Annotated in this window: 18 protein-coding genes and 1 pseudogene; 10 read left to right on the top strand and 9 right to left on the bottom strand. The window is 32.0% G+C overall.

Annotated features, from left to right (window positions below; genetic code table 11):
• Nucleotides 1-166: 166 nt before the first annotated feature.
• The 6 genes from D1815_RS07170 (at nt 167) to D1815_RS07195 (ending at nt 4,450) form a co-directional block, all read left to right on the top strand.
• A complete protein-coding gene (locus tag D1815_RS07170) occupies nt 167-1,051 on the top strand; it encodes a geranylgeranylglycerol-phosphate geranylgeranyltransferase (protein ID WP_118386472.1) in 885 nt (294 codons plus the stop codon).
• 3 nt (nt 1,052-1,054) lie between these two features.
• The gene (locus D1815_RS07175; protein ID WP_118386473.1) at nt 1,055-1,642 is read left to right on the top strand and encodes a Maf-like protein; all 588 of its coding nucleotides are present in this window, start codon (nt 1,055-1,057) and stop codon (nt 1,640-1,642) included.
• 119 nt (nt 1,643-1,761) lie between these two features.
• Nucleotides 1,762-2,706 carry a hypothetical protein gene (locus D1815_RS07180; RefSeq protein WP_027391098.1) on the top strand — a complete coding sequence of 315 codons (945 nt, stop codon included), beginning with the start codon at nt 1,762-1,764 and terminating at the stop codon, nt 2,704-2,706.
• Nucleotides 2,707-2,741: 35 nt separating this feature from the next.
• Nucleotides 2,742-3,029, top strand: a complete 288-nt coding sequence (locus D1815_RS07185; protein WP_027391097.1) for a 4a-hydroxytetrahydrobiopterin dehydratase — start codon at nt 2,742-2,744, stop codon at nt 3,027-3,029.
• Between the two features lie 80 nt (nt 3,030-3,109).
• Nucleotides 3,110-3,835, top strand: a complete 726-nt coding sequence (locus D1815_RS07190) for a YebC/PmpR family DNA-binding transcriptional regulator (RefSeq protein WP_027391096.1) — start codon at nt 3,110-3,112, stop codon at nt 3,833-3,835.
• A gap of 102 nt (nt 3,836-3,937) precedes the next feature.
• Nucleotides 3,938-4,450, top strand: coding sequence for a hypothetical protein (locus D1815_RS07195; RefSeq protein ID WP_233557599.1), 513 nt, complete (start codon nt 3,938-3,940; stop codon nt 4,448-4,450).
• On the opposite strand, the gene D1815_RS07200 is transcribed toward D1815_RS07195, so the two are convergent.
• The 5 genes and pseudogenes from D1815_RS07200 to D1815_RS07215 all read right to left on the bottom strand — a co-directional run bounded on the left by D1815_RS07200 (nt 4,447) and on the right by D1815_RS07215 (nt 8,954).
• Nucleotides 4,447-5,004 carry a 1-acyl-sn-glycerol-3-phosphate acyltransferase gene (locus tag D1815_RS07200; RefSeq protein ID WP_035084005.1) on the bottom strand — a complete coding sequence of 186 codons (558 nt, stop codon included), beginning with the start codon at nt 5,002-5,004 and terminating at the stop codon, nt 4,447-4,449. The genes D1815_RS07195 and D1815_RS07200 overlap by 4 nt on opposite strands.
• A 25-nt stretch (nt 5,005-5,029) precedes the next feature.
• Nucleotides 5,030-6,091, bottom strand: a complete 1,062-nt coding sequence (locus D1815_RS24080; RefSeq protein WP_027391093.1) for an iron-containing alcohol dehydrogenase family protein — start codon at nt 6,089-6,091, stop codon at nt 5,030-5,032.
• Nucleotides 6,092-6,169: 78 nt separating this feature from the next.
• Nucleotides 6,170-6,874: pseudogene (kdsB, locus tag D1815_RS24085) on the bottom strand (3-deoxy-manno-octulosonate cytidylyltransferase); the annotation flags it as partial.
• Nucleotides 6,875-6,938: 64 nt separating this feature from the next.
• Nucleotides 6,939-7,514 carry a DUF4126 domain-containing protein gene (locus D1815_RS07210; RefSeq protein WP_118386475.1) on the bottom strand — a complete coding sequence of 192 codons (576 nt, stop codon included), beginning with the start codon at nt 7,512-7,514 and terminating at the stop codon, nt 6,939-6,941.
• 12 nt (nt 7,515-7,526) lie between these two features.
• Entirely contained in the window at nt 7,527-8,954 is a 1,428-nt protein-coding gene (locus D1815_RS07215; RefSeq protein WP_118389909.1) for an ATP-dependent RecD-like DNA helicase, read from the bottom strand.
• A 136-nt stretch (nt 8,955-9,090) separates the two neighbouring features.
• Here D1815_RS07215 and D1815_RS07220 point away from each other — a divergent pair, with 136 nt between their 5' ends.
• The 4 genes from D1815_RS07220 to D1815_RS07235 all read left to right on the top strand — a co-directional run bounded on the left by D1815_RS07220 (nt 9,091) and on the right by D1815_RS07235 (nt 11,437).
• Entirely contained in the window at nt 9,091-9,744 is a 654-nt protein-coding gene (locus D1815_RS07220; RefSeq protein ID WP_027391090.1) for a hypothetical protein, read from the top strand.
• Nucleotides 9,719-10,549, top strand: coding sequence for a DUF3822 family protein (locus D1815_RS07225; RefSeq protein ID WP_118386476.1), 831 nt, complete (start codon nt 9,719-9,721; stop codon nt 10,547-10,549). The genes D1815_RS07220 and D1815_RS07225 overlap by 26 nt, the downstream gene beginning before the upstream one ends.
• A 1-nt stretch (nt 10,550) precedes the next feature.
• On the top strand, nt 10,551-11,096 hold the full coding sequence (locus D1815_RS07230; protein ID WP_118386477.1) for an RsmD family RNA methyltransferase: 546 nt from the start codon (nt 10,551-10,553) through the stop codon (nt 11,094-11,096).
• 146 nt (nt 11,097-11,242) lie between these two features.
• Entirely contained in the window at nt 11,243-11,437 is a 195-nt protein-coding gene (locus tag D1815_RS07235; RefSeq protein WP_027391087.1) for a hypothetical protein, read from the top strand.
• Between the two features lie 70 nt (nt 11,438-11,507).
• Here D1815_RS07235 and D1815_RS24010 read toward each other — a convergent pair whose 3' ends face one another.
• The 4 genes from D1815_RS24010 to D1815_RS07250 all read right to left on the bottom strand — a co-directional run bounded on the left by D1815_RS24010 (nt 11,508) and on the right by D1815_RS07250 (nt 16,686).
• Entirely contained in the window at nt 11,508-11,642 is a 135-nt protein-coding gene (locus D1815_RS24010; RefSeq protein ID WP_255420153.1) for a hypothetical protein, read from the bottom strand.
• An 86-nt stretch (nt 11,643-11,728) separates the two neighbouring features.
• On the bottom strand, nt 11,729-12,181 hold the full coding sequence (locus D1815_RS07240; RefSeq protein WP_027392705.1) for a hypothetical protein: 453 nt from the start codon (nt 12,179-12,181) through the stop codon (nt 11,729-11,731).
• A gap of 674 nt (nt 12,182-12,855) precedes the next feature.
• Nucleotides 12,856-13,758, bottom strand: coding sequence for an aldo/keto reductase family oxidoreductase (locus D1815_RS07245; protein ID WP_108803161.1), 903 nt, complete (start codon nt 13,756-13,758; stop codon nt 12,856-12,858).
• A 24-nt stretch (nt 13,759-13,782) separates the two neighbouring features.
• Complete coding sequence (locus tag D1815_RS07250; RefSeq protein ID WP_369899410.1) at nt 13,783-16,686, bottom strand: glycoside hydrolase family 3 N-terminal domain-containing protein; 2,904 nt, start codon at nt 16,684-16,686, stop codon at nt 13,783-13,785.
• Nucleotides 16,687-16,798 lie beyond the last annotated feature (112 nt).

The raw sequence follows: 16,798 nt of genomic DNA on the forward strand, positions 1-16,798 counted from the left end.
TTTATAAGATACCATCTATCAAAACGAGGAATTGAGTATCGTTAACCGACCATTAACGTTAATAAATCCTTACAACCCTATAAAATAAGGACCTGAAGAAGTTAAGTTAATACTTCCTCAAAAAAGATTAATTACTACATTTGCGAACAAATCAAACCAATCCCATATGCAAGCATATTTAAAGCTGATTAAATTTGATAATCTCATTCTTATAGCCTTAGCACAATTATTTATTAAATATGGCCTTTTTGAACCGTTTGATATAGACGTAACACTAAATGCATTCGGAATTTCGCTTTTAATTATTTCCACTATTTCTTTAGTGGCCGCGGCAAATGTTATGTTATATATTCAGGATAAAGAACAATCAGAGACGATTGTATCTGAAAAAGTCTTAAACCGTCTTTTTATTGTATTTAATGTTATTGGAGTTGGTATTGGTTTTTATTTATCTAATATCATTGGAATACCCAAATTAGCTGCTTTGTTTATAGTGGTATCAGGTATATTTTATATTTACACGACCTATCTAAAAGAAATATTAGTTTTAAAAAATATTATTATTGGTATTCTTATGGCTTTGGGATTGATAGCTGTGACTATTTTTGACTTGCTTCCTGCCATTACTGAGCAAAATAGAGCTTCACAAAAGGTTATTTTTTTAATTGTTGTAGACTATTCCATTTTTGCTTTTATAATTGTTACTATTAGAGAAATTGTAAAAGACTGTATGCATGTTGATAGAGATCACAATGCAGGTTTACCAACAATACCAATTAGTTTAGGAAAAGATCGTACGGCAAAATTGATTGGAGGCTTGACCATATTACCAATAGGTATGATCATTTATTATGTATATACATATTTATTCAATAATTCTACTGCTGTTATCATAGTTCTAGGGTTACTCGTTGCTCCGCTATTATATTTTATGTTTAAAAGTTGGGGAGCAGAAAGCAATAAAGATTTTAAAACTTTAAGTCTTCTATTAAAAATTGTACTATTCTTAGCTTCGTTATCTCTATTACTTTATCAATTTATTCTAAAATAAGAAATGCTAAAAAAAGTATTAAAAGATTATAACTTAATTCTGGCATCAGGGTCTCCCAGAAGACAACAGTTTTTTAAGGATTTAGACCTGGATTTTACAATTCAGTTAAAACAGGTAAATGAAATATATCCTGATCACCTTAAAGCGGAAGAAATCTCTGATTATTTAGCGAAACTAAAAGCTGCAGAATTTACAGAATTAAGAAAAAATGATATTCTAATAACTAGTGATACGATTGTTTGGCATCAGAATATCGCATTAGGAAAACCTAAAAACCTAGCAGATGCTAAAAACATGATCGCTTCCTTATCAGGAAAAACTCATGAAGTAATTACCTCAGTATGTTTTAAAACACCAACAGCTACCAAAGTTATTAATCAAACTACCAAAGTAACTTTTAAAGAACTAAGTAGTGAAGAAATAACATACTATGTAGATACTTTTTCTCCATTAGATAAAGCGGGTGCTTATGGAATACAAGAATGGATTGGACATATCGGAATTACGAATATAGAAGGCAGCTATTTCAATGTAATGGGATTACCCATACAACTTGTTTATGAAACGTTAATAGAACTTGCCAGATCATAGCATTATCGTAATTTAGTTTTACTAATATGAAAGAATAATAAGGGCACATCAATGTTATTTTGAAATAAAATTTGTCCAAAAAAGTATTCTAGATAATTACATTGCTTAAAAATTATATTATGAAAAAGTCATTGTTCCTTTTTGGGATACTAGGTGTTTTGGTAATTATTGCGTGCAGTAATATCAAAGCAGATGAAAACATAAAAAGTACTGAAAAAACCAGTACAGAAAACACAACCACAATTACAAAACCTACAAAAGAACTTTCTGAAGAGTTTAAAAAATACTGGTATGCTGGAAATGCAGAAATAACATCGTACAAATTGGAACAAGCCAGATATGGTGAAATGAGAGAAGGAAAAGCTGTACTAATATATGTTACTGAAGATTTTTTGGCTAAAGAACAAGTAAAAGCGGATTACCAAAACTCTGATAATATTCCTGTCCTAAAATTAAATGCCACTAAAAAATTCAATACAGGAATATATCCTTATTCTATTATGCAAAGTACTTTTTATCCTGTTACTGATAATCAGCATGCTATAAAAATATCAAGTTCTATGCAAGAATGGTGTGGTCACGTATATGCTCAATTAAATAACAGAGAAAAATATGAGCTTACGTCTCACTCCTATTTTCAAGGAGAAGCGGATCAAAATTTTGAATTAAACAAAGACATTCTTGAAAATGAATTATGGACTAAAATTCGAATTAACCCAAATGAATTACCACAAGGAGACTTAAAAATCATTCCTTCTTTAGAATACTGTAGACTTAAACATAAAGAAATTAAGGCATATGATGCGAAAGCTACCTTGCAAAAAGATGCCAATTATAATACATATACTATAGAATACCCCAAACTAAATCGAAGCATAAGTATCACTTTTACCGCTTCTTTCCCTTATGAGATAGAAAGCTGGACAGAAACTTTTAAAAGTGGTTTTGGTGCTAATGCAAAAGAACTAGTTACAAAAGCAACAAAACTAAAAAGTATAAAATCTCCTTATTGGAGTAAGAATAGTAATAAGGATGAAGTTTTAAGAAAAGAATTAGGACTTTAATTATATTACAAAGATCTATTTAAACTAATAATACAATTATGAAATTAACCGAAACAGAAATTACGAGCCGATTAAAAGCGATGGAAGGATGGGAATATGAAGATAATGCAATCCATACTTCTTTTGAATTCGAAAATTTTAAAGATGCTTTTTCAGCTATGTCACGTATAGCTTTTGAGGCAGAAGCACTAAACCATCACCCAGATTGGTCTAATGTATACAACGTAGTTAACATCTCATTATCTACTCATGATGCAGATGGTGTTACCGAAAAGGACTTTAAATTAGCAAAAGCCATCGACGGAATTGTAGAAGAAGAATAAAATATAAATCAGAAATGAATATCGATTTGTGAAACTTTTTGTTTCTACTTATGTTTGTATTCAGATTTTAAATTTAGATTATGGGAAGAGCTTTTGAGTTCAGAAAGGCACGTAAAATGAAGCGTTGGTCAGCAATGTCCAAAGCATTTACTCGTATTGGTAAAGATATTGTAATGGCTGTAAAAGAAGGTGGACCTGATCCAGCTTCTAATTCTCGTTTAAGAGCTGTAATACAGAATGCGAAGTCTGTAAATATGCCGAAAGATAATGTAGAGCGTGCCATTAAAAAAGCTTCTGACAAAGATCAAAGCGATTATAAAGAAGTCCTTTTTGAAGGATATGCTCCTCATGGAATTGCTATTCTGGTAGAAACAGCAACTGACAACAACAATAGAACAGTAGCCAATGTAAGATCATATTTTAATAAATGTGACGGAAACTTAGGAACCTCTGGTTCTGTAGAATTTATGTTTGATCATACTTGTAATTTCCGAATTAATGGAGAGGGATTAGACCCTGAAGAACTAGAACTAGAATTTATTGATTTTGGTGCTGAAGAGGTATTTCAGGATGAAGATGGTATTTTAATATATGCGCCTTTTGGAAGTTTTGGAGCGATCCAAAAAGAATTAGAAAGTAGAGAAATTGAGATTTTATCTTCTGGATTCGAACGTATACCGCAAGTCACCAAAAAACTGACTGCAGAACAAGTTGCTGACGTAGAAAAACTTTTAGAAAAAATAGAGGAAGATGATGATGTACAAAATGTATATCATACTATGGAAGAATCTTCTTCTGATGAATAAATAAAAGCATAACAATACTTTATGAAAAGACTGTCTATAAAAGACAGTCTTTTTTGTTATGTTTAATTCACCTTTTCGACCAACCAAAAAACTAAGACAATTATGAAAAAATGGATCTTTTTGACATTTCTTTTGGTAATGCAATTTTCTCAGGCTCAAAATATGACTAATGAAACATTAAGAGAAATAATTACCAGAAAAGCAGATACATTAGCAGGAATCACTGGAAATTGGCAATTAGTATATAAAGATACTCCAATGCTATGCGTTACTGATCAAAAAAACAATCGAATGCGCATTATAGCTCCGATTATGGAATCCGAAAATTTAGATAAAGATTTATTGTTAGATTCTATGACTGCTAATTTTCACTCGGCATTAGATGTAAAGTACGCCATTTCTAATGGCATTCTTTGGTCGGCGTATGTTCATCCTTTAAAAGAACTTACAACAGAACAGGTAGAAAGTGCTATATCGCAAGTATACTATGCCGCGAAAACTTTTGGAACGACATTCTCCAGTACTGAACTACTTTTTGGAGCTGGTGCACTTGAAGAAAAAAAGAAAGAACCTAAAAAAGAAATAATTAAAAAGGAAAATACTGAAAAGTTCTAAACTTCTGGTTCAAAACTATATTCAGGTACTTTTCCCTTCACATCCTTGAAAAAAGCATACATAAATTGTAGATCTTTATCAAGATTATTTGTAGGATAAAAGGGATCAGAGATCACTACTCTTTTCTTTCCAAAATCAAAAGCAACCATAATAATTGGTACTTCTGCAGCTATAGCTATATAGTAGAAACCTGTTTTCCATGTAGATACCTTCTTTCTAGTTCCTTCTGGAGCTAAAGTTAATCTTAACTCATCACGTTTCTCAAATTCTTTTGCAATTGCTTCGACTTTATTCTGTCCAGGTGTTCTATCTAAAGCTATCCCGCCTACTTTTCTAAAATACCAACCAAATGGCCATTTAAAAAGTTCTTTCTTACCCATGAAACTTATTTTCACACGATTTACCTTTCGGATCAATAATCCCAAATAAAAATCATGCCAACTAGTATGGGGTACTGCTATAACAACACATTTTTTAATAGTATCACTACTAAAATCTCCTATCATCTTCCATCGCATTATTTTATAAAATATAAAAGATGCTAGTCTAGTCATAATAACTTTAAGTATTAAAGATCACTTATAAAGTACGATAAATTTCTTTTAGCTTATCCGCATTTATCTGTTCCTGCCAATTTTTTCCTAATGCATTTTCCCATAAAGGGACTAAACCAAGAGCAACAGATGCCATTGTATCCAATTGTTCTTCGGTGGCATCCGCACAAACACCAACTGGTAGCTCAATTTCATGAACCTCCTTCATTTTTTTAAATAGCGCCACTCCTTCTGGATAATAATCTCCTAACTTATCAAATACAATGCAATTACCTATTCCATGTTTGGTACCCAAAACATATGCTAATCCATAACTCATGGCATGCGCAACTCCAACCTGCGAATATGCTATACTCATTCCACCATGCCAGGAAGCCATCATTAATTTAGCATCTGCTTCTTCTTTATCGAGCGTATCTTCAAGAAAGATTTCTTTACATAAATCATACGCTTTTTCTCCATAACTCTGGCTAAAAGCATTAAGATATGTTCCTTTTAACGATTCGATACAATGGATATAACAATCCATTCCTGTATAGAACCATTGGTCTTTGGGAACATTTCGTATTAATTCTGGATCTAGAATTACCTGATCAAAAGGTGTAAAATCAGAATTAATACCTAATTTTCTTTCAGGACCTGTCAATACTGTTGTTCTTGACACCTCTGCTCCTGTTCCAGAAATTGTTGGAATACCCACGTGATACACAGCTTTATTGTCTACAAGATCCCAACCTTGGTATTCTGTAGCGCTTCCTGTATTATTCATCATTATAGCTACTGCTTTTGCTAGATCCATAATGGATCCACCACCAATACCTATAATACCACTTGGTGTAAAACTGTATGTGTTTTTAAAATCAGAAACTAATTGATCTACTTGAGAAGTTTTAGGTTCTTCTTTTGTGGAAACATACACTATGCTATCATTACCCGATAACTGTATTCTATCTTCTATAAATGTTTTGTTATTTTCAAAAACATCATCTATAAGATAGATAAAAGGGGCTCCATTTTTTCTTTCAGAAGAGAGGATTTGTCCTAGTTGATTAAAAGATCCTTTACCAAAAACCACTCTTGGTACCATAGGAAAATTCTTATGGATGGATTCTTCAACTTTAGGAGTAACCGTAGATGTACTATTCAAAAGATTTTGTTTATTAATTAAATTCCTTGCTTTTTCTAAATCTTCCGGGGTATCTATTTCCACACCTTCATGATGCGTCTCTATCATTTTTATATTCTTACCATATTCTAAATATCTAATACATTCAATTTTTTCAGAAGCTTCTAAAGTCCTCATCGGTAGGCGATAAAAATCTAGAATTGCTTGCTTTCTAAATGCATAAATACCTTTATGTTTAAAATAGGTATGACTGATTTCTTTATCTCTAGGATACGGAATTGGAGCTCTGGAAAAATATAAGGCGTAGTCGTCTTTATCCACAATCACCTTAACACTATTTGGGTTCACGATATCATCCCAATCAGTCATTGGCGTCATAAGACTTGCTAAGTCAATCTTAGCAGCATCCTCTCCCTGAAATACTTCTAAAACCTTTTCTAGGCTTTCTCTTTCAGTAAAAGGTTCATCGCCTTGCACATTGACTACAATATCAATATCCATATTTTCCACTGCTTCAGCAATTCTATCGCTTCCGCAGTCGTGCTCCTTAATACTCATAATGGCTTTGCCACCGTGAGCCGTAATTTCTTTAAATATAATCTCGCTATCCGTTACCACATAAACCTCACTAAACAATGAAGTACTCACTGCAGCTTCGTATGTTCTTAAAATGACAGATTTTCCCTCAAGATCCTGCATTAATTTCCCTGGAAATCGGGATGCAGCGTACCTCGCAGGAATCATTGCGATAGTTTTTAAGTCCATTTTGTTCAAAATTGCTTGCTTTTGCAGGTCAAAAATAACTTTTTTAAATCGATTTTCCGGAAGAGCGAGTGAATAGTTTTTTATAAACTTTTCTTAAACCAAAAAACAACAGTATTACCATAATAATTGCTATGAACGGGAGAAATACCGATAATATCGACATAATTGTCGCTGTACCCGTTTCTGCTGTTGCAATTATAGGATTAGCTAATCCACCTGTTGTAGCAGATGATGTTAACCTAGATGCTCCCATTGTACTTTTTACCGTTGCCGCTGTTCCTCCACCTGCAATAATAGCAAGAGCCCACGTAACTACAGGACTTAAATTAGCAACAGTTGATACCATAACAGCTGTTCCTGCAATTGCTGCAAGTGGAATCGCTATAGTATCTAATAAATTATCAAACCAAGGAATGTAGTAAGCTAATATCTCAACTACTGTAGCTATAGATAAAACGATTAATGCCGTGTTACTCCCTACCCACTCCCAATCAGAATTTAAAGGAATTGCTCCATAATGTCCTGCTAAACTAACCGCCAACAAAGGTAAAAACACTCTAAACCCAACAGATGCGGCTAATCCAATTCCTAAGCATATACTTATTACTGTTTCTTGCATTTCTTAAAAAAATTAATTTTCGATAAAAAAATCGTCTTTAAATCCGATAAGATACAATTTTTCTTTTGCTCTAGTAACCGCAGTATACAACCACCGTAGATAATCCTTATTAACACCATCAGGGAGATACGGCTGCTCTATAAACACTGTATCCCATTGTCCTCCCTGAGATTTATGACATGTAATTGCGTAAGAGAATTTCACCTGTAATCCATTAAAAAATTTATTATTCTTAACACCTAAAAACTTTTTATACTTGGACTTTTCCCCTTCAAAATCTTTCATTACTTCTTGATACAACTTATTAGAGTCTTCGTAGGACAAAGAAGGCGTTTCGGAAGATAATGTATCCAAAATAAGAACAGTTTCCAGTGGCTTTTGGTCAGGATAATCAACCATGGTTATTTTTACTTCAGCAAAACGAAAACCATACAACTCCTTTATAGCATAAATTTCTAGTATTTTTATAATATCACCATTCGCAATAAATCCTGCCTCACTTTTAGTATCTAACCAAAAATAATTATTCTTTACAACCATTAAATAATCTCCAGCAGAAAGTTCCTCTTCCTGAAACAGTATTCTAGATCTAATTTGTTGGTTATATATATTGGCTCTTTTATTAGACCTTAATATAATAACTGATTCTTCGTGACCAGAACTTGCGTACGAATCATTTAAAGCATCCATAATATCGTGCCCGTCTACTAATCTAATAATATCAGGATATCCTTGTACGTCAAACTGAAAAGATTCATAAAAACCATCATTTAACAATTCTCGTAATGAGGTCGCATTCATTAAAACACCACTATTCTCGGCTTGCCGCACAACTTCATCTAATTCTATTTGTATCACATCTTTATTAAATCCCATCGATAATGTGTCTGGATCTAGTGCTGGACTAACTTCTAATTTTACAGGCGGTAACTGTGCAGTATCCCCTATAAATAAAACCTTACAGTTATGACCAGAGTACACATACATCATTAGGTCATCTAGTAATGAGCCATTCTCAAACAACTTACTATCGCTGGGTGTATCAGGGATCATAGAGGCTTCATCTACGATAAAAATTGTATTCCTATTTTTGTTTTGTTTTAACTGAAAAGCAAGTCCTCCACTACTGTTCTTTTTAGGATAATAAATATTCCTATGAATGGTTTGCGCATGTCTTCCTGAATAATTAGTAATCACCTTTGCAGCTCGACCCGTAGGAGCTAATAAAACAGAACTTAACTTCGCTTTCCATAGATTTTTTACTAAAGTTCCTATTAAAGTTGTTTTTCCTGTCCCCGCATACCCTTTTAATAAAAAAAGTGAGTCTTTTGTACTTGATAAAATAAAAGTAGAAAGCTTCTGAAGTACAATATCCTGTTTTAGAGTCAGTTCAAAAGGAAAATCATCTTTTAATAATTGATAAAACTCTGTTTCCCTCATGAAATATCTGTATTCCTTAAATCCATAATCTGTTAATAAATCAAAGATAGTAATGATTTTTTGGCTATAAACTTTTACGATTAAAAAAAAATTGTAGATTTGCGTATACACTAATGTCTAAAAGCTAAATTATAAAATGAAAATTGTTCTTCAATTAGTTCTATGGGTAGTTATCGCAGCCTTGGGATACATGGTATACGATTCTGTAATGGGTCCTGTAAGATTCAATAAAGTTAAAAAGGTACGTTATGCAAAAGCCATTGAAAACCTTAGAGATATCCGACAAGCAGAATTAGCCCATAAAACGGTAGTTGGTAAATTTGAAAAAGATCCAACCAAATTAATTGCTTTTATAGATACTGCTAAGTTTACATTAACGCAGCGTAGAGATTCTAGTTTTGTAGCATTCAACAAAATTCTGCAAATTGACGAGCCAAGAGATACTGTTGTAGTAGATACACTTGGATATGCTTCTGTTAAGGATTCTTTATTTAAAGGGAGTGATCGATACAAAACAATGATGAATGTTCCTGTAGATGGTAAAGATGCTAAGTTCGAACTTGATGCTGGATTTATCGACAAAAACGGAATACGAGTAAGTGTTTTTGAAGCAAGAGTTCCTAAAGATATATTATTGCACGATCTTGATAAAGATTTATTATTCCAAGAAAAGCAAGTAGTATCGGTAGAAGGTGTTGATGGACCTTTTTTATCAGTAGGTTCTATGCAAGAAGTAAATACCACAGGTAATTGGCCAAAAACGTATGACTCAAATACAAAACAGGAGTAACACCACAGGTAATACAAAATATACATTGTCCATTCAGGTGAGCCTGAATGGACTTTCTTTTTGTGCAGTAAATTCTGAAAACGAAATAGTTGCTTTAGAGCAAGATAATTTTGGTGTACGCTTATCTCCTGAGCAGGTTTTAAACAAAATCAAATATATTTTTGATCATAATACACATCTAAAATATGATTTTGAAACTGTAGAAGTGATCTATGAAAATGATCTTTATACTGCTGTACCTAAAGCTTTATTTGATACAGAGTTACTCAAAGATTACCTAAAGTACAACATTAAGGTATTAGAAAATGATTTTATAGCCTATGATGAACTTAATCAGCATGAAATAGTAATTGTTTATATCCCTTATACTAATATTACCAATTTCTTTTTTGAAATATTTGGATCATTTACATACAAGCACTCCTCAACAATACTAGTGGATAGTATTTTATCCAAAGAAAAAAATAGTGAAACGACTAGAGTTTTTGCTAATATGAATTCTGCATCTTTCGATTTAGTAGTTGTAACCAAAGGGAAATTAATATTGAGTAATTCATATATATATGAAACTAATGAGGATTTTCTATATTATGTAATGTTTGCGGCAGAACAATTGCGATTAAATCCCGAAGAGTTTCACCTGGTTTTTCTTGGAGATATTTCTAAAGACAGTCCATGTTACAATATTGCTTATAAATATATAAGGAATGTAAGTTTTGGAAATAGAAATAACACCATACAACTACCAGAAACAATGGATTCTATAGATGCGCACCAACATTTTGTTTTATTAAGTCATTTTTGATATGCGAATTATTTCAGGAAAATATAAAGGAAAAAGATTACAGGCACCAAAAAAACTACCTGTAAGACCCACAACAGACATGGCTAAAGAAGGATTGTTTAATATCCTAAACCATCATTATGTGTTTTCTCAGGTAACCTTACTAGATCTTTTTGCAGGAACAGGAAACATCAGTTATGAGTTTGCTTCTCGTGGTTCCGAAAATATAACTGCGGTAGATACTAATTATGGATGTGTAGGTTATATAAAAAGTATTGCCAAGGAGTTAGAATTTGATATAGACACTATTAAAAGTGATGTATATAGCTATCTAGAAAAAGTAAAAAAGAAATCAGATGTTATTTTTGCAGATCCCCCATATGATTTCGATACGGAGCAGTTTACAAAAATTGCAGAATTGGTTTTTGCTAATGACCTACTTAATGAAGAAGGTATTTTAATCATCGAACATTCCAAACACACCTCCTTAGAGCATGCTCCTAATTTTAGAAACGCCCGTAAATACGGAGGATCAGTGTTTAGTTTCTTCGAAAAAGAGGAATCCTAAGCATTTATTAAAAGGTTCACAAATACATTTTTTAATTACAACACAACTTTAGTCCACACGATTTTGTAGAACTTCCACAAAGTTGTTATTTATACTAGAGAAGAATTTATCTTGAAAATGATATAACAAATTAAATTTTTCACATTATGATTAACAAAATCAAAAATTTAGGAACCTCTTTAAACAAAGAACAACAAAAAGAAATCAATGGTGGATACATTGCTGGTAGAAGATGTAACACCAATGCAGATTGCTGGAATTTGTCTCCGTTTTTAGGACCAGGAGATGTATCTTGTAGATACAGTCCTTTTTCTTCATACAAAGTATGTCAGTTTAATTAAGAAAAAAGATTTAAAAAAATCATAGAGGAGTCTTACAATATGTTTGACTCCTTTTTTAACACCAAATAGTTTATTTGTTTTTCTTCTTAGGAGAAACTCTAAATTCTCTTCTAGCCTTTATCTTATTATATAATAACACTACCACAACTACAAGTGCCAATATAGCGAAACCTCCTCTACCAAGAAGGTAGTCAATAATATCCATACTTAATGTTTTTTGTATAAAGTCGATAAAGATATGCTGTACTTACACGAAATCATAAACAAAATATAGAATATAAAATCTAGGGATCATCCAGTCATTACCGAAGTTCTGATAGAATACTCATCAATACTAGAGAGATTACTAAGTGAATGAATCTGACTAGAGGTATTACTTATAATATCTTCATAATAAGCCAATGTTCTTGCATCAAAACCAGGTGTATCCTCTGCCGTAATTTTAAAGATATCCATCTGATAAATAAAATTATTTAGGATATGATGACTAGAAGACAACATAGCTTTGTAAATCTTTAATTTTGCATTTTCTAATTTAATTTTCTTAACACGCCTACGCATATCAAAAATTAAAAAGATTGAAAATATGATAAGTGGTAGAATAAATTCGCCAAAATTAAATTTCTCAATACTCGCTAAAAAAGCTAATACCAGTTCGAAAAGATCAAGTTCTAAAAAAATCGATGAAAAATACAGGAATGCGGATATTGCAAATCCGATAATAGTGAGTTTGTAGTTGTTCATTATAGGGGGTAATGAGTTTTAATATTCGCGTGATTTGATATGTTTTCTTTATACATTATGACCAATTTCTAATTATTATGTGAAATAAATCATATTAGGGTCCAATCGTTAAGCCTGCTAAATGTACATAAAAATTTAATACAAAAACAGTTTAGCAATAATTTATTAACAATGCACGCATAGTTATTCACAATTTATAAAGAACCAAAGAATATAAAAAGATTAGAAAACAATAACTTTACTAACATTATTAAACTTTAGCTATGCACTAAAATCTAATTGCGAAGTTTTTAAATACAATAAAGCATTTGGAGCATAGTTGGAAGATAGAATAGATTCTAATATATATATAAAAAGCCACCTCTTATGAAGTAGCTTTTATGTTTTTAAATTTACAAAATCTGACTACGGTACACATACCCCTATGAAACCGTAGCCATTGATTTCTCAGTAATTGTTTGTTTAATTAAGTGCCTACCTTATTTAATAAACCAAACTTTCACTATACATAAGTGTCATTAGAAGGAAATATGTTACCCCACTTTCTTGTATTTTTTTATTTTTTTTGAAAGAAAACTTAACTAGAATCGAAAAACAAATACTATAACTAAGACTAATCTTTTGTTTATTTGACACTTAGAAATATATACTATTAGAATATTTAAATAAAAAAATTATGCAACTTCTGTTCCCGTAGAAGCCTCCCATACTCTAAACCATTCTTCATCTGTAATTTCGATGGATAAAGAATTTACTGCAGATTGAATACGAGTAATTTTTGTAGAACCCATTATCGGTAATATTCCAGAAGGATGTTTTAGTAACCAAGCGGTTAATATTTGATCAGCAGGAACTTCATATTTTTGGATTAAAGGATTTATTACTTCGTTAATTCTAACAACTTTTTCATTTGGTTGCTTTGAAAAAAACTTTCCTCCAGCAAGAGTAGAATAAGCCATAGGTTTGATAGCATGTTTTATGCACTGATCTAAAGAACCATCAATAAATGGTGTTAATCGTAATGGTGAAATTTCTATTTGATTGGTTTGTAGAGGAAAAACATCATTCAACATATCAAATTGAGAAGGAGTAAAATTAGAAACTCCGAAATGCAACACTTTACCACTAGATTTTAAGGTTTCAAAAGCTTCTGCAATCTCCAAAGGATTCATTAACGGACTAGGTCTATGAATTAATAGCATATCGATAAAATCTGTTTGTAAATTCACTAGTGATTGCTCTACAGATTCTATAATATACTTTTTGGTAGTTTTATAAGATTTAATTTGATTATCCGGTCGATTAGGAGTTATTAATCGAATACCACACTTGGTAACCAATTGCATTTGTTCTCTTAATGAACTCTTACCTTTTATAGCATTACCAAACAATGATTCTGTTGTATAATGTCCATAAATATCAGCATGATCAAACGTCGTTACTCCAATCTCTAAACAGTCTTCAATTAATTTCTGTGACTCATCAGTTGTTAGATTTGCACCCCATTCGCCCCAATTCATACATCCAGCAACTATTCTAGAAAACAAAGGTCCCTTTTCTGATATTTTGATGTTCATTTAATTTAAATTTTTAAACCAATATTAATAATTTATTGCTTCATATATTAATCTCTGAATCTCTGATCGAATATCATTAGAAATCAATTTTCGATTCGCAGAATCGGGAAACGTCCGATTACTTAAGAAAACATAAATAATCTCTTCATCAGGATCTGCCCAAGTAAATGTTCCCGTAAAACCACTATGCCCATAGCTGTTCATAGATATACAACCACAGGTAGGTCCAACATCTCCAAGTTGAGGTTTATCAAAACCTACTCCTCTTCTAACCCTCTTATTGCAATATGTACACGTATTAAATTCATCAATTGTTTGACTACTTATAAATTGTTTACCTCCATAATATCCTCCATTAAGATACATCTGCATCATCTTAGCAACATCATTTGCATTAGCAAATAAACCTGCATGTCCACCAATACCACCAAACATAGCTGCACCTTGATCATGAACATATCCATGAATGACCTCCTTCCTATAGGCCTGATCATTTTCTGTAGGCACAATACGCTTTTTATCAAATTTATTTAAAGGCAAATACCCCATATTGCTCGCTCCCATGGCTTTGTAAATATGTTGCTGAGTCAACGCATCTAAATCATTCCCATAATGCCCTTCGATAAAAGATTTCATCAAATAATAAGGTAAATCACTGTATTTATAACTAAGTCTACTTCTTAATTCACTATCCTTAATTCGTAACATCAACGAATCTTTCATATCACTTCGCAGATATAAATTGCCCGTTACCCTAATATTGAAATCATCAGTACGTTTAGTTCTATAATATTTTTTATCTGGCCTAGATGTTACAGTATCTAAAGTCTTTAAATAAAATGGAATCCAAGCTCTTAATCGAGCATAATGAGAGAGCATAGATCTAATTGTAATATCTTTCTTGTTAGATTCCTTAAATGATGGTAACATCTCTCCTACTCGAGTATCTAATGATAAAATCCCTTTATCTTTTAGCTCCATAGTTAAAGGCAAAGTTGAAAGAATTTTTGTCAACGATGCTAGATCATAAATATCAGAACCTTTTACTTTCCTTGATTTAGCATAGGTGTGATATCCATAATTCTTATTGTAGACTACTTTCCCTTTTCTTGCTACAATTAATTGTAGGCCAGGAGTCATATTTTCTCTTATTGCTATATTAACAATAGAATCAATCCTTTCTAGTTTATGAGAATTCATACCAACTGTTTCTGGTATTCCATAAGCTAATCGTTTTAAAGATCTTGTTTCTTGACCTGTTCCTAAAGGAAAATCAACTCCTAGGCTTACCGGAAGTTTTCCTTTTGCCTCAATAGCACCAAATAATAATTGAGCAGCTTTTTGCTGCGCAACAGGACTGTTTTGATAAGCCATTAAGATTCCCTCGAAATTGGTAGTCGTTTGAAGATCCAGCATAGCATAAGGTCTAGAAAAAACACTTAAAACTGTATTATTAAGTCTAGCTATCTCATATAACCAAACTAATTCTTTATCCTTAAACTTATAATCTTTCCAAGGATTGTTATTTGATTTATGCAATCCTACGATTACATAATTATAGTTCCTTAATTGATCTAATATTTCAGGAAGTTGGTTTCCTTTTACCCAATCCACCTTAGTATATTTATTTAGTTCTTCTAAAAACACTTCTCCAGAATCATCTCCCAATGACACATAAGCTACTTTTTTAAGATCTAAGTTTTTAACAGGTAGAATTGCTCTATCATTTTTAACTAACGTAAGTGAATTTTCTACTAGTTTATGATGTAACACTTCATTAGCAGTACTATTAAGCTCTTCAAAAAGATATTCTGTCTTTACAGGTTCATATTTATGAAGACCTGCTTTATATTTAGCGAATAATATTTTTTTAACCGAATGTGCTAAACGTTGTTCTGTGATCTCACCGGAGTAATAAGCAGAAACAATTTTCTGGGATGCTAAAGGAACATCTTCTGAAATTAAAAGAATATCATTACCCGCTTTTAATGCTGCAAGATCAATGTCTCCAGGAGCTTTAAAATCTGATGCACCTTTCATGTTTAAAGCATCAGTAATAACCAACCCTTCAAAACCTAAACTATCTTGTAATATATTCGTGACAACATTTTTAGAAATAGAAGAAGGATATCCCGATCGAGCCTCTAAACTTGGAATATTTAAGTGAGCCACCATTACACTGGATAACCCGTCAGCTATTAACCTACGATAAGGATATAACTCTATACTATCAATTCTCTTTTGATCAAAATTAATGGTAGGCAAGGTTTTATGAGAATCACTATCTGTATCACCATGTCCTGGAAAATGTTTCGCACTTGCTAAAACACCTTCTTTCTGCATTCCTTTCATAAAAGCTAATGCCTTTTCCGTAACATTATCTTTATCTTCTCCAAAAGAACGATTTCCTATAATTGGATTTTTGGGATTGGTATTCATATCCACAACTGGAGCGAAATTAATATGTACACCTAGTCGTTTACAATGTTTTGCTATTTGTCGTCCCGTTTCTTCTATTAGGTCATTATTCTGAATAGCTCCTAGCGTCATATTCCAAGGAAATGCTTTCGTAGAATCTAATCGCATAGCTAATCCCCATTCTGCATCCATACCGATTAATAACGGTATTTTAGAAATTTCTTGATATTCGTTATTAAGCTTTGCCTGACGTTGCGGTCCTCCCTTAGAAAAAATAATTCCTCCTATATGATATTCTTCTATAAGTTTTTTTATTTTATCCGTTTCTTTCTTTGGTTTAGAAGAGAAAACATCTACCATAAATAACTGTCCGACTTTTTCTTTTAAAGTCATTTTGTTATAAATACTATCTACCCATAACCTTTGAACATCATACTCATCTTTAACAATCAGTGGACTTAATGGTGCTTTATTTTCGGCTAACTGCTCTACAAGAGAATCAACCTGAATTCCAACAATAGAATCTTTAATATTTAAAGTATCAGACTCTTGAGAAAGACCTGATAGCGTAAAAACAAAAATTATATAAGAAAAGTATTTAGAAAAAATATATCGCACAAAA

Source organism: Aquimarina sp. AD1, from assembly GCF_003443695.1.
Taxonomy (GTDB): domain Bacteria; phylum Bacteroidota; class Bacteroidia; order Flavobacteriales; family Flavobacteriaceae; genus Aquimarina; species Aquimarina latercula.